At 45.4% G+C, this 14,247-nt stretch carries 15 protein-coding genes; 12 read left to right on the forward strand and 3 right to left on the reverse strand.

The window, feature by feature from the left end; genetic code table 11:
- Positions 1-11: 11 nt before the first annotated feature.
- The 3 genes from C0638_RS15865 to C0638_RS15875 all read left to right on the forward strand — a co-directional run bounded on the left by C0638_RS15865 (position 12) and on the right by C0638_RS15875 (position 1,831).
- Positions 12-635 carry a class I SAM-dependent methyltransferase gene (locus C0638_RS15865; protein ID WP_040103244.1) on the forward strand — a complete coding sequence of 208 codons (624 nt, stop codon included), beginning with the start codon at positions 12-14 and terminating at the stop codon, positions 633-635.
- Between the two features lie 136 nt (positions 636-771).
- Entirely contained in the window at positions 772-1,140 is a 369-nt protein-coding gene (locus C0638_RS15870) for a hypothetical protein (protein WP_058712014.1), read from the forward strand.
- Positions 1,141-1,231: 91 nt separating this feature from the next.
- On the forward strand, positions 1,232-1,831 hold the full coding sequence (locus C0638_RS15875) for a YdeI/OmpD-associated family protein (RefSeq protein WP_040103246.1): 600 nt from the start codon (positions 1,232-1,234) through the stop codon (positions 1,829-1,831).
- Positions 1,832-1,921: 90 nt separating this feature from the next.
- On the opposite strand, the gene C0638_RS15880 is transcribed toward C0638_RS15875, so the two are convergent.
- Positions 1,922-2,785: a sulfurtransferase gene (locus C0638_RS15880; protein ID WP_040103247.1), complete on the reverse strand. Its 864-nt coding sequence runs from the start codon at positions 2,783-2,785 to the stop codon at positions 1,922-1,924.
- 88 nt (positions 2,786-2,873) lie between these two features.
- Positions 2,874-3,803 (reverse strand): DMT family transporter, encoded by a 930-nt coding sequence (locus C0638_RS15885; protein WP_040103248.1) that lies wholly within the window; start codon positions 3,801-3,803, stop codon positions 2,874-2,876.
- 232 nt (positions 3,804-4,035) lie between these two features.
- On the opposite strand from C0638_RS15885, the gene C0638_RS15890 reads away from it, so the two are divergent.
- The 7 genes from C0638_RS15890 to C0638_RS15920 all read left to right on the forward strand — a co-directional run bounded on the left by C0638_RS15890 (position 4,036) and on the right by C0638_RS15920 (position 11,055).
- Complete coding sequence (locus C0638_RS15890; protein ID WP_040103249.1) at positions 4,036-4,941, forward strand: hypothetical protein; 906 nt, start codon at positions 4,036-4,038, stop codon at positions 4,939-4,941.
- A 212-nt stretch (positions 4,942-5,153) separates the two neighbouring features.
- Positions 5,154-5,867, forward strand: a complete 714-nt coding sequence (dapD, locus tag C0638_RS15895; protein WP_013372273.1) for a 2,3,4,5-tetrahydropyridine-2,6-dicarboxylate N-acetyltransferase — start codon at positions 5,154-5,156, stop codon at positions 5,865-5,867.
- A gap of 182 nt (positions 5,868-6,049) precedes the next feature.
- Positions 6,050-7,186, forward strand: a complete 1,137-nt coding sequence (locus tag C0638_RS15900; protein ID WP_040103250.1) for an N-acetyldiaminopimelate deacetylase — start codon at positions 6,050-6,052, stop codon at positions 7,184-7,186.
- 76 nt (positions 7,187-7,262) lie between these two features.
- Entirely contained in the window at positions 7,263-8,372 is a 1,110-nt protein-coding gene (locus C0638_RS15905) for an ABC transporter ATP-binding protein (RefSeq protein ID WP_013372271.1), read from the forward strand.
- Positions 8,362-9,174 (forward strand): ABC transporter permease, encoded by an 813-nt coding sequence (locus tag C0638_RS15910; RefSeq protein ID WP_013372270.1) that lies wholly within the window; start codon positions 8,362-8,364, stop codon positions 9,172-9,174. Before C0638_RS15905 ends, C0638_RS15910 begins: the two co-directional genes overlap by 11 nt.
- Complete coding sequence (locus C0638_RS15915; protein ID WP_013372269.1) at positions 9,164-9,985, forward strand: ABC transporter permease; 822 nt, start codon at positions 9,164-9,166, stop codon at positions 9,983-9,985. The genes C0638_RS15910 and C0638_RS15915 overlap by 11 nt, the downstream gene beginning before the upstream one ends.
- A complete protein-coding gene (locus C0638_RS15920; protein WP_013372268.1) occupies positions 9,982-11,055 on the forward strand; it encodes an ABC transporter substrate-binding protein in 1,074 nt (357 codons plus the stop codon). Before C0638_RS15915 ends, C0638_RS15920 begins: the two co-directional genes overlap by 4 nt.
- 510 nt (positions 11,056-11,565) lie before the next feature.
- On the opposite strand, the gene C0638_RS15925 is transcribed toward C0638_RS15920, so the two are convergent.
- Positions 11,566-12,729, reverse strand: a complete 1,164-nt coding sequence (locus C0638_RS15925) for an aminotransferase A (protein WP_040103253.1) — start codon at positions 12,727-12,729, stop codon at positions 11,566-11,568.
- 451 nt (positions 12,730-13,180) lie between these two features.
- Between C0638_RS15925 and C0638_RS15930 the strand changes: the two genes are divergently transcribed.
- Positions 13,181-13,582, forward strand: a complete 402-nt coding sequence (locus C0638_RS15930; RefSeq protein WP_040103254.1) for a VOC family protein — start codon at positions 13,181-13,183, stop codon at positions 13,580-13,582.
- 109 nt (positions 13,583-13,691) lie between these two features.
- The gene (locus C0638_RS15935; protein WP_013372265.1) at positions 13,692-14,222 is read left to right on the forward strand and encodes a GNAT family N-acetyltransferase; all 531 of its coding nucleotides are present in this window, start codon (positions 13,692-13,694) and stop codon (positions 14,220-14,222) included.
- Positions 14,223-14,247: the final 25 nt, after the last annotated feature.

Below are 14,247 nucleotides of genomic sequence, written 5' to 3' on the forward strand. Positions count from 1 at the left end.
AGGTGAATAATATGAGAGATTATTGGAACAAAAGGTTTGCTGAAGAAGGAATGATTTGGGGTTGTGAACCAAGTCAAACTGTAACCCAAGCTATAGATTTGTTCAAAAAGAATAATGCACATAATATTTTGGTTCCTGGGGCTGGGTATGGGAGAAATACCAAGATGTTCTCTTCTTATTTTGAGGTTGATGGAATTGAGATATCTAGTTCAGCTATAAATCTAGCAAAAGAATGGGATTTAAAAACGAATTTTATTCAAGAATCGGTGTTAGAGTTTCGTACAAGCAAAAGGTATGACGGCATATATTGTTATGATTTATTACATTTATTTTTGTTAGAAGACCGAAAAAAACTGATACAGAATTGTGTGATGCATTTGAAGGAACAGGGAGTGATGTATTTTACGTGTTTTTCTGATCGCGATTTTAATAATGGTGTGGGTAGGAACGTTGAGGAAGGAACATATGAATACAAGAAAGGGAAATATGCTCACTTCTTTACTGAAGAAAATTTAATAGAACATTTTAATGATTTGAATATATTAGAAATGGGTTCCATAAGAGAATGTCTGACACATGCAGAAAAACAACAAGAATATGAATTAAGATATGTAGTTGTTCAAAATATTGGATAGCTATTTCGGGAAAGCAATTCAACAGATACATCAACCGCTTAACTGCCGCAAGTAACAGACGGACTATTAGTCCTAAAGCGCTGGGACATCGTGAATACAGATCGTTATATGTAATTGGATGCGAAGGGAATAAAAAATGAGAATGCAAGACAAACCGATAGTAAGTGTTATAGGCTTGGGATTATTTAGTCTGTCACTAGTGGTGCACATTTGTTTTAAATCAATAAGAACAATGGATGATGTAGGGATGGGGATATTATTGTCTCTAGTAAATGCCATATTTCTAGTCATTCCATTGCTATGGGGAGTATTGGGTGCGGTAGAATTCTCAAGAATAATGAGCTGGAGTGAGAAAATAAAAAAAAGAGAAGTGAACGAAGAAGTAGATTTAGATAAATACAAGAAAAAAATTAAAATATATCTATGCATAAACGTAATTTGTTTATTGCTAGTTATATGTCAATTGGGTTATGTAATTTATAGATGGGATGAGGTGAACGTATAATAAATATAGCAATGTGATGGCTATTCTATAGATTTTCTGTAAATATATATACATAAACATTATGAGCAAAAACAATAAGGGGGGAGCTAACATGACAAATAGAGAGGAAATAAATCCTAAAGTTGATGCATATTTAGATAAAGTGAAAAAGTGGAAGGTAGAAATGGAGAAGTTGAGAGCGATCGTGCTTGACTGCCAGCTAACCGAAGAATTGAAGTGGGGTAAACCATGTTACACGTTTCAGAATAGCAACATAGCTATAATACAAGGATTTAAAGAACACTGTGCGCTTATGTTTTTCAAAGGTGCTTTGTTAAATGACCCCAATGGTATTCTAATCAAACCTGGGGAGGATACGCAGGCGGGGCGCCAGATTCGGTTCACTAATGTTAAAGAAATCATAGAGATGGAAGCCATTTTGAAGGTCTATATTAATGAAGCCATTGAAGTGGAAAAAGCCGGTTTAAAAGTGGATTTTAAAAAGAATACAGAACTCATTTTTCCTGAAGAATTTCAAGCTAAATTAGATGAAGATCCTGCCTTGAAAACTGCTTTTGCTGCATTGACGCCGGGACGACAAAGAGCATACATTATGCATTTTTCTGCACCCAAACAATCTAAAACTCGGGAATCAAGGATTGAAAAATGTATGCAAGACATTCTCTCTGGAAAGGGATTAAATGATCGATAAATTCGATGAGAGAAAAAACACACTGCCATGAGCTCAATCGCTTAAGGCAGTGTGTTTGTCTTTAGAACCTATATATCTATTAAAAATGGATTATTCCTGTCCAGTCGCCACCGGATTTTCCTCATAGCTGATCCAATCGCTCCAGCTCCCCGGATAGAGTCTTACATTACTAAATCCTGCCTCATTCAAAGCCAGAACATTCGGACAGGCGGATACGCCTGATCCGCAATATACGATGATCTCAGCGTTCTGATCAAGGTCTGAGAAATGCTGTTTTAACTGCTCTGCGTTTTTAAATGACCCCTTTTCATCCAAGACCTCTTTCCAGAAGAAATTCACTGCACCGGGAATATGCCCTGCTGCTTGATCTATGGGCTCTTCCAGCCCCAGGTAGCGCGGACGCTCTCTGGAGTCGATCAATATAGGTGAAAAACCGATATAGGAGCCAACAGGAACAGAAGTTTCGGATATACGTTGTACTTCTTTCATACTTGTGAGCATTTGTGGCTGAACATTTGGCACAAAGGTTGAGGGAATGCGAATCGGCTGGTCTGCCGTAACGGGGAACTTCGCTTCCTTCCAGGCACTGTAGCCTTCTTCCAGTACGTATACCTGTTCATGCCCGAGGTAGCGTAGAAGCCACCAGAAGCGGGAGGCCATCATGCCCCCTTGGTCATCATAAGCAACGATGCGTGAAGCTGCATTGATTCCGGCGCGGCTCAGACGTGCAGCAAGTGTATCCACGTCAGGTAATGGATGGCGACCACCATGCTCGCCTAGAGGAGCGGTAAGGTCTTCCTCCAAATCGAAGTGAACCGCCCGTGGGATATGGTCTTCATTAAATTCGTTCCGTCCAGCCCCGGCTTGTCCGAGCAGGGAACGGCAGTCGGCAATGATTATATCAGGTTCGTACAATCGGGCCAGCAACCAGCGTTTGGATACGATGGATTTCATAGAGGATTCCGCCTTCCTTTTTTTAATAGTAAATTTAATCCATTGAGTATGGTTTATGAAAATGGGGTAATAAGCTAAGAGCTAGCCTTCAGGGGGGCTCAGTGCCGGGCAACTCACTTTGGTGGACAACTTGCTTTTTAAAATCCGCTCCGTATCGGATAAAAGCCCATACCCCGAACAGGATAAAAAAGCCTGCACCAAATTGCAAAGTAGACAACCTCTCCCCGAGCAGCACCCAAGCCAGCAGGGAAGAAATAACGGGCTCACCGAGTACCGCCATCGACACCGCGGTGGCGTTAATGTATTTGAGCAGCCAGTTAAACAGATAATGTCCGAACAGCGTAGGCACAATGGCAAGCAGCAGGAACAGCCCCCATTCCTGTGGAGCGTATCCCGTAAAAGGTATGGCATTGACCACATTATACAGCGCAAGCGATGTGGCTGCGATGATAAAAACCCAAAAATTATAGACAAAAGCGCTCAAATGCTCGCGTAGATGCTTGCCCATCAGCATATGGATGGACACGGCTACCATACCCAAGAAGGACAGCGCATCTCCGAGCAGGGCTTGTCCTGAGACATGAAAATCCCCTGCGCCAATGGCCAGTGAGCCGACAAAGGCCATGCCCATTCCAAAGAGCATAGCGCGATTTGTGCCTGTCCGGAAAAACAAAAAAGAACCGAGCATGACAAGGATCGGTTCCAATGTCATAATAACAGTAGAGCTTGCAACGGTGGTCAGTCGCAGCGAGCCCATCCACAGCAAGAAATGCAGCCCTAGCGCGATACCGGACCAGAGGATCAGCGTCCACTGCTTGCGAGTGAGGCTGAATAGCTCGGTGCGATATTTCCAGACCAATGGCAGCATCAGCAGATTGGTCAAGTACAAACGGTACATAGCGATGACGGACACCTCGGCTTCAGACCACCTGACGAAGATCGAGGAGAACGAAATAGCAATAATACCTATGATGTACAATAATTCAAAGGAAAACGACGGTTTGTGTGCTTGATTCATGTGGCAGCTCCATCCGTATGAAAGAAATGAAATACGTTCATATTCCTTCTAACGGTATCTCGAAAATGAGGTTTAATGTAGCCTATTATACCGTACCTGGCATCCCCATGGTATTAGGATTTTGCAAAATCCTGAGAATATAATCAACGGGAGCGAGAGGAAGGATTTTAAGTGAGATGCTGCATAGAACTTTTGCTGCATAAGCTTGTATAACATCGTGGAGGTGGATTTTATGAAAAAACATAACACATTTTCAATCATACTACTGACTGTCGTGGCAGTGCTGGCTCTATCAGCCTGTGGTACGAAACCGCAAACCAATAACAATGCACCTCAAGGGGCAGACCAACCGCAAACGCAACAGCCGCAAGCCACTCCGGAGCCGGTCGCTGAGCCGCAGGTTAAAAAAGGCACAGGTGTATACAACGGAGCTGCTGACCCGCATACGGTAGAGATTGAAACCAATGGCGAAGCCCAATCCTTCCAGCTAGGAGAAGGACTAGACACGGTAATAGCTGGGCTTAAAGAAGGTGATCCAGTAGCGTTTGAATATACCGAAAAAGCAGTAGAGGGCGACGCGACAGCGAAGCAACTGACTTTAACGAAAATACAAAAGACAGAGGCTTCAACAGATAGCAATCAAAACGGAAGCTCTGGTCAACAAGTAGGCGGGGATCGCGCGAAAACTCAAACTTTTGAGCTTAACCTTGAAGGGAAAAAGGAAAAGCAGACAGCAACTTTGGCAAAGGGAGAGGGCTATTCGTTGTATGTGTTTGATCCGATGTCCCTGTTTCCCGATCAAAACCGTGTCGCTTTAGCGGTAGATGATAACTACTACGCCGAAATTACGAAGCTGCCCTCCAACTTTAATTTAGATGAGCTTCAAAAAGATGGCGAGAAGGACCTGGCTTCCATAGGCAAGGTACAAAAGCTGGACAAAGCAGCCGTGCCTCAAGCGCTGACCAGCAGCCGTCTGTTCTTGCAAGCGAACGGTTCGAAGATCACCCAACAATATATTGTTGTGGAAAATACTACGGGCGCTTTCAGCGTGAAAGTGAACATTCCACATGGTGAACCTGCTGAAGGATTCGAATCCTTCATTTATACATCGCTGGAGAGCCTGCAAGCTAATAAATAATCCTGTTTAAAATTAAGGTGGTCGCTGGCTTATAATCATGAATTTAAGGCAGTCAAACTGCTGAAATTTGTTGTTTTACGTACTGGATTAGCGATTCGAAGGTCTAATCTGTAATTGCGAGACCTGCACTTTTGTGCTATAAAGGATGAGAGAATAAGATCATTCCGGCTTGCGAAGTCGTATGAAGCGATGAAGGAGTTGTTAGATTTAATATGTCCATCGAAATGAATACACAAGAAGTCATCAACGTGATTAAAAACAGCAAGAAAAAGACGCCTGTTAAAGTATATGTAAAAGGAGCTTTGGCTTCCGCATCTTTTGGCGAGAATGTTCAAGCTTTTATTTCTGGAGACAGCGGTGTGGTATTTGGTGATTGGGCCGATATCAAGCCTGTACTGGATAGCGCAAACGCTAAAGAAGAAGATTACGTGGTGGAAAATGACCGCCGTAACTCTGCTGTTCCAATGTTGGATCTGAAAGGCATTAATGCACGCATTGAGCCAGGCGCCTATATCCGCGATATGGTGGGCATTGGTAACAACGCAGTCATTATGATGGGCGCAGTGATTAACATTGGCGTTACGATTGGTGAAGGCACCATGATTGATATGAATGCTGTACTGGGCGGTCGTGTTAAAGTCGGCAACATGTGCCACATCGGTGCAGGCGTTGTCCTTGCAGGTGTCATTGAGCCACCGTCCGCACAGCCTGTTATCGTAGAAGACGAAGTATTGATCGGTGCGAACTCGGTTGTACTGGAAGGCGTACGCATTGGTAAAGGTGCAGTTGTTGCAGCCGGAGCGGTTGTAACTGAAGATGTGCCTCCATACTCCGTAGTAGCTGGTACACCTGCACGTGTAATCAAACAGGTCGATGACAAGACCAAATCCAAAACTGAGATTTTGAAAGAACTGCGCGTTCTGTAAGAAGGCAACGTTTTTTAGGTACCAAAGGTGAACGATTCCTTGTCAGGAGCATAATACACTGACAGCATAACATAGGGACGAAGCACAACGGACAAGGCTCGGCGGCTGCGCCGGGCTTTTGTCCTTTTATTCTTTTGCCCGATAAGAGCTGATGAGCTATAAAAAGGAGGCGTAGCAGCAAAATGAGCACAGCCGATGATCGTTCTTTTGTTCAAATACGAAGGGATCTGCATCAAATTCCCGAGCCAGGGTTTGAGGAATATAAAACACAACGATACTTGCTGAACTACTTGGAAACGCTCCCTCAGGAGCGGCTGGACATTCGTACATGGCGTACGGGCGTGTTAGTACTTATTCATGGAACGGCTCCTGAGCACCGCTATGGATATCGTTGTGATATGGATGGTTTACCGATTGAGGAAGAGACGGGTTACGATTTCCGTTCGACCCATCCCGGCTACATGCATGCTTGTGGACACGACTTACATATGACGATTGGATTAGGAATTGTTACACACTTTGCGAGTCATCCGATTAAGGATGATCTGGTCGTGTTGTTTCAACCAGCTGAGGAAGGACCTGGTGGAGCCTTGCCTATGCGGGACAGCACGGAGCTGGCCGACTGGATGCCGGATGAAATTGTCGCATTGCATGTTGCACCAGAATATCCTGTAGGCACCATAGCCACTCGCCCGGGCATCCTATTTGCCAATACATCGGAACTTTTCATCGATCTCAAGGGTACGGGGGGGCATGCGGCGTATCCACACAAGGCGAATGATATGGTAGTGGCTGCTTGTCAGCTGGTGGGACAATTACAAACGGTGGTAGCCCGTAATGTGAATCCACTGGATGCAGCGGTCATTACGGTTGGTAAGGTTAGCGGAGGCACGAAGCAGAATATTATCGCGGAAACCGCTCGTTTGGAAGGTACGATCCGAACGTTGTCTGCCGATACGATGACGCTGGTTAAATCGCGGATTGAGGCGCTGGTGCGCGGTGTGGAAGCTGGATTTGAATGCCAAGCGAAGATTCATTATGGCTCCAATTATTTGCAAGTATACAATGAAGCCAAGGTGACTGAGGAATTCATGAAATGGGTTAGTAATCGGCAGGATGTGCAGCTTGTTGAATGCGGAGAAGCGATGACCGGAGAGGACTTCGGGTATTTTCTGGAACGAATTCCTGGCCTGATGTTCTGGCTTGGCGTGGATACGCCTTATGGCTTGCACCATGCCAAGCTGGAGCCTGCAGAGGAAGCCATCGAGGTAGCTATCCGTGTGTTGACAGACTATTTTACATGGAAGTCACAAGGGTGAATGATACGGTCTGAATAATTATGTTTAATGAAGAGAATGTGGTGGAATGAAGTCGAATTTTTTGAAGGAGGGTGTTATGGGAGAGCAAACCATCATCCGATTCGAACGGGTGACCAAACAATATGACAACGATCCCCCAGTGCTGGCGGATGTCAGCTTTGAGATTGAGCGTGGCAAATTTTATACACTGCTGGGTCCTTCCGGCTGTGGTAAAACGACGATTCTGCGTATGATTGCAGGTTTTGCAGAGCCGACAGAGGGCTCTATTTATTTGAATGGAAAACTCATTAATCGTGTTCCAGCCAACGAGCGGCAGGTCAATACGGTTTTTCAGGATTATGCGCTATTTCCACATCTGAATGTGTTTGAAAATGTCGCTTTTGGTCTGCGGATTAAAAAGATGAACAAAAAGGACATTCAGGAGAAGGTGACACAGGCGTTGTCCTTTGTCAATCTGGAAGGCTACGGCGAACGGGAAATTTCTGAAATGTCCGGGGGACAGCGTCAGCGTGTAGCTATTGCACGGGCTATCGTCAATGAGCCTGATGTTCTCTTGCTGGATGAACCATTGTCGGCACTGGATTTAAAGCTGCGGACAGAAATGCAGTATATTTTGCGTGAAATGCAGCAGCGACTTGGAATCACTTTTATATTTGTTACGCATGATCAGGAGGAAGCACTGGCCATGTCAGACGAAATTTTTGTCATGAACAAGGGCAAGATCGAGCAGAGTGGGACGCCAAATGATATCTATGATGAGCCGATTAATCGGTTTGTTGCTGATTTTATCGGCGAATCTAATATTGTTCCTGGACGTATGATCGCGGATTACCAAGTGGAATTCAACGGCCGACAGTTTGAATGTGTCGACGGAGGATTGCGTCCGAACGAACCTATTGAAATTGTAATTCGGCCAGAGGACTTGGAGATTACCAGTGTTGCTGAAGGCAAGTTGCGTGTTCAGGTGGATACCCAATTGTTCCGTGGAGTTCACTATGAAATAAGCTGCTATGATGATTCAGGACAGGAATGGCTGGTGCATTCTACCAAAAAGGCGGAGCTGGGCAGTGAAATCGGTCTGCGATTCGACCCGGAAGCCATTCATGTCATGCGGTTCGGGGAAACAGAGGAAGAATTCGATCGGCGTCTGGAAGCCTATGAAGAGGTGGATCAGCATGTCCGGTAATACAAGAGCAGCGTATCTGCTGCCTTACTATTTATGGATTGTGCTGTTCGTGGCAGCTCCAGTTGTACTTGTATTTTACTATTCACTGTTTGATGTGGATGGTCATCTCACATTCAGCAACTACGCTCAGTTTCTGACACCTGTTTATTTAAGCATGACGCTTAGCTCGTTTTGGTATGCATTTCTGATCACTGTATTTTCACTGCTCGTGGCGTATCCGGCGGCATATTTGCTTACTCGCACCAAGCATAAGCAACTGTGGCTGTTGCTCATTATTTTGCCGACCTGGATTAACCTGTTGCTCAAAACGTATGCTTTTATCGGGATTTTCGGGACTTATGGTCCGGTAAATGCGGTATTAGGCATGGTTGGGTTGGGCGGTCAGCAAATATTGTTTACCAGCTCCAGTTTTGTGTTTGTATCTGTTTATATTTTTGTGCCTTTTATGATTTTGCCCATCTATAATGCGTTGGAAGGTTTGAATCCTTCACTGCTGGACGCAGCCCGTGATTTGGGCGCATCCAAATGGACCGCGTTTCGCAGGGTTATTTTCCCGTTAACACTTTCGGGTGTGCGGTCTGGTTGTATGGCTGTGTTTATTCCAGCGTTGTCGCTGTTTATGATTACCCGTCTGATTGCAGGTAACCGTGTAATTACGCTGGGGACGGCGATAGAGCAGCATTTTCTAGTTACTCAGGACTGGGGTATGGGCTCAACAGTGGCTGTGTTCCTGATTTTGGCGATGGCGATCATTATGCTGCTCACCTCGCGAACGAAACGGAGGGTGCGGCATGGTAAATAAAAACCGATTCGGGAATATATATTTGGTGATTGTTTTTCTCGTGTTGTATGCGCCTATCTTGTATTTGATGTACTATTCCTTCAACAGCGGCGGGACCATGCACGAGTTTGAAGGCTTTACACTTCAATATTACAAAGAGGTGTTTGCAGACACCCGCTTGATCATTATTGTTATTAACACCTTAGTAATCGCTTTGCTGTCGTCTGCGTTGGCTACGATTATTGGTATCATGGGTGCGCTGGCTATTCATCAGATGCAGAACCGTCGAGTCAAAAATACGTTGTTGTCGCTCAACAATGTACTGATCGTGAACCCGGACGTCATTATTGGCGCTTCCTTCCTCATTTTGTTCACGATGGTTGGCATTAAGCTGGGTTTTTACTCTGTTTTGTTATCCCATATTGCGTTTAGTGTGCCGATTGCGGTCATTATGATTTTGCCGCGGCTTCAGGAAATGAGCCCATCCCTGGTGGACGCTGCGCGTGATTTGGGTGCCAGCCGGCTGGATGTGCTAACCAAGGTGATTTTGCCCTTTATCAAGCCAGGGATTTATGCAGGCTTTTTTATGGCGTTAACGTACTCGCTGGATGATTTTGCGGTGACCTTTTTTGTGACAGGCAGTGGCTATTCGACCTTATCGGTGGAAATATACTCACGGGCCCGTCAAGGGGTTTCCTTGTCCATCAATGCACTGTCCACGCTCATATTCCTGTTTACTGTGCTGCTGGTGGTGGGCTATTACTTTATTATGCGCAAGGCGAATCGTAATGGTAAAAAAGAGCCTGCGGCGGAAATGGGGGTGCCTAGATGAAGTCGCTTGTGCGCGTGTTTCTGTCCATTTTCATCATCTCGTTTGGTCTGATGGGCGTGGCAGCCTGGTTGAACTCCAGTCAAGGCTACTCCGGTGGTAACACACTGACGGTGTACAACTGGGGAGACTACATTGATCCTGAGCTGCTGGAACGGTTTCAGAAGGAGACGGGGATTACCGTCATTTATCAGACATTTGATTCCAATGAGGCGATGCTGACGAAAATCGAGCAGGGAGGAACTTCGTTTGATGTAGCGGTTCCCTCGGAATACGCTTTGGCTAAAATGAAGCAGGAGCACTTGTTGCTCCCGTTGGACCATAGCAAGCTACCGAATTTGAAGCATGTAGATTCTCATTATCTAAACCTTTCGTTTGACCCAAATAACCAATATTCGGTTCCGTATTTTTGGGGTACAGTCGGGATTGTGTTTAACCCGGAGCTGACCAAAGGCATTGATTTTCATAGCTGGGATGGCCTGTGGGACCCGAAGCTGCGTAATAACCTGTTGCTGGTTGATGGAGCTAGGGAGATTATGGGCATGTCGCTGAACAGTCTCCACTATTCCTTGAATGATACAAACAAGGCGCATTTGCAGCAAGCTTTGACGAAGCTGGAAAAGCTAGCACCTAACGTCAAGGCTGTGGTTGGCGACGAGATTAAAATGCTGCTAGCCAACGAGGAAGCTGCTGCTGGAGTTGTATGGTCCGGTGATGCGTCCGAAATCATGGATCAGAACGATAAGCTGGATTACGTCGTGCCAGATGAAGGGTCCAACCTGTGGTTTGATAATATAGTTATTCCAAAAACGGCTACCCATGTGGATGCGGCTCATAAATTTATCAATTTTATGATGCAGCCCGATGTAGCCGCTCAAAATGCTGAATTTGTGGGTTATTCCACACCAAACAAGGATGCAAAGAAATTGCTGCCTGAAGATATTTCTGGCGATGAGCGGTTCTATCCTCCATCTGAAATTACAGATAAGCTTGAAGTATACGATAACCTAGGCAAGCGAATGCTCGCTCATTATAACGAATTGTTCCTGCAATTCAAAATGCATTTAAAGTAGGAGAGTGGCGTGTGGATACGGGGTGGTGCTTTAAAGGCCGCTGCGGAGGCGGATGGTGCTTACCATCGCTGTTAAATTCCGATTTTTATGATTACCGCATAAAGGTGAAAATCGGAATTTAAAGGCGACCGCTTCGCTTGTCCAGTACCATTCCGCCCCCTTCGCTGCGCCGTGCTTAAAGCAACGTACCCATGAATCCCACGCCGACGGTGAGGGAGTAGGGAGAGCAAACAGGCCCTTGAACCACCCGTGTAGGTGATTCAAGGGCCTGTTTTTTTTACCCACCGCGTGGGGCGGGTGAGTAATGTTTTTAGCCCTACCACTCCACACACGTTAGATAATTGTGGGACTTTAAGGCGGGCAGTGAGCGAAGCGGGCCAATTGAATCTGGAGAAGCGGCAGCGTTCGCCTTTGCTGTGGGATTCTTACCTATAAGTGTTTTATCCATTCAAGAATCCCACCGCGACGGCGATCGGAAGATCAAATGGACTGCGTAGCGCCTCTCCCATCTTAACTCCTCACAATTCCCCTAACAAACTTCTCTATTTTATCCAACCCTTGCTCCAGTACATCCTGTCCGTAAGCGTAAGATAAGCGAATATAACCTTCGCCATAGGAAGAAAAAGCATCTCCCGGCACGACGGCTACTCCTTGCTCTTCCAGCAGCTTCAAGGTGAAGTCCATTGAGCTTAATCCAAAATGGGCGATGGAAGGGAAAAGATAGAAGGCTCCCTCGGGCTTCTCCAGCGGAATCCCCATATCTGTCAGTCTTCCGTGTACATAGTCACGGCGTTTGCGGTACTCTTCGCGCATCGGAAGTGCATCATCCACCCCAACGGTCAGGGCTTCCAGTGCTGCATATTGGCTAATTGAGCTAGCACAGGTCACGTTGTACTGATGTACTTTGACCATGTGCTGTGTAATCTCGGCGGGTGCAAGTGTAAAACCAATGCGCCATCCTGTCATGGAATGTGATTTGGAGAGACCGTTAATGACGATGGTACGATCCCGCATACCTGGAAGAGTTGCAATAGATACGTGCGGTGTATCGTAAATAAGTTCGCTGTATATTTCATCTGAAATGATAAACAGATCGCGTTCTTTGAGTAAATCCGCGACTGCTTCCAGTTCTTGGTGACTCATCACCCGTCCGGTCGGATTCGAAGGATAGCCGAGAATGACTGCTTTTGTCCGCTCAGTCAGATAAGGCTCCAGTACCTCTGCCGTTAGCTTGAATCCGCTGTTGCGGGTGTCAGCCAACACTGGAATGCCACCTGACAAACGGATCAATGGCTCATATCCTGGGTAAATCGGCACAGGTAGAACAACTTCGTCTCCGGGTGACAAAATTGTGCGCAGGGTAATATCCAGCGCTTCACTGGCTCCGTTCGTCACGATAACCTCATCCAGTCCACGGTAATTCAGACCGTATTTACGGGCTACAAACGCTGCTGCAGCTTCTCGTAATTCCGGCAGTCCCGGATTAGGTGTATAAGTGGTCCGACCTTCATCAATTGCCCGATGGGCAGCTTCCATAATATGCGTAGGGGTAGGGAAATCCGGCTGTCCAATCGTTAATGACAGAGTTCCGGGTAATGCGGCAACTTTGTTGGCGATTTTGCGGATGCCGCTGATTTGAATATTTTTGACCTGGTCGTTAAGCAAATGCTCCATAGCGTGTGTGCCACCTTTTTCTGTATTAGAACAAGTTTACAATAATATGATCTGATTATGCTACGGCAAGAAGAATTCATTTTACATATTTAAGGTACTAAATTGGCTAATTTGTGGTATCTTAAATATAGGATATGTTTGTAAGCGTAATCATAGAAAAAATGAAGAGAGGAGAGCTTCTATATTTAAGAGTTGGATGATCAAGTGGATCAGGATGAAAAAACATCTGAAGCCATTTTGATGTACTAGCCTAGTCATGGTGTAAAGCTAGGAGATAAGGTAAGCATTGGTAGTTCGGTGAAAAACACACGGAAAGAGCGTAGGCAAGCAAGCTAATTGACTTATCGACCATAGAACTATATAAATGTCAGATTGATTGACTTTGTGAGATAGTTAAGTTATCTTTTGTGGAGAAGTCGTATGATAAAGTAGAAGGAAGAGGTGAAGCGTCGTGGGAGTAACAGCTAAACAAATCTTTGTGAATTTACCAGTTAAAAACCTGCAACACTCCATTGATTTTTTCACTACCATCGGATTTGAATTCAACGCTCAGTTCACGGATGAACATGCAACCTGCATGGTTGTTAGTGAACATATTTTTGTCATGCTATTGGTTGAAGAACGTTTTAAAGCGTTCACTACAAAGGAAATTTCAGATGCCACGAAAAGCACAGAAGCGATTGTTGCTCTTTCGGTGGAGAGCCGAGAAAAGGTAGACGAGATCGTCCGCAAAGCTTTGGAAGCAGGCGGCAAACCCTCAAATGAGCCTCAAGATCATGGTTTTATGTATGGATGGAGCTTTCAGGATTTGGATGGTCATCTGTGGGAGTTCTTTTATATGGCAGAGCAGTAATAGAAGTAAGGGTGATTAAGTAAACGAAGTATGATGGGAAGTAATCTGTCCTAAAAAGATAGTTTACTTTCTTTCTTGCATGTTATCGAACTCATCAGGAGGAATTACAATGTCTAACGAAGTGAGAATATACCCTGTTCAAGTGCTCAGCGAAACATTGTCAGATTCACTAAGCCGGCTATTGATTGACGTGGTTGCTGATGGTGCATCTATAGGTTTCTTACCACCCCTAGGGTATCAGGAGGCAGCAGCTTATTGGAACAGTGTGCTTGAGGACGGTGTAGTACTGTGGATTGCCGAGAAGGACGGAGTACCTGTTGGGACGGTTCAGCTTCAGTTAGCCCAAAAAGCAAACGCTACACATCGTGCGGAAATTGCAAAGCTCATGGTGCATCCGTCTGGACGCAGGCTTGGGATCGCACGACAGTTAATGAAGGCAGCCGAAGAAGAGGCAGTGCGTCAGAATAGAACTCTACTGGTACTGGATACGCGAGTGGGAGATCCTTCTAATAGATTATACGAGTCGATCGGGTTTGTGGAAGCTGGTGTTATTCCGAACTATGCTCAATCAGCCGATGGTCAGCTGCACGCCACTCGATATTATTATAAGCCTTTAAATCTGTATTCCAGTTATAGCTGAGCATTTGCCGAATAACCGTGGTATT

Origin of the sequence: Paenibacillus sp. lzh-N1, assembly GCF_002872435.1 — a bacterium.
Lineage (GTDB): Bacteria > Bacillota > Bacilli > Paenibacillales > Paenibacillaceae > Paenibacillus > Paenibacillus polymyxa_C.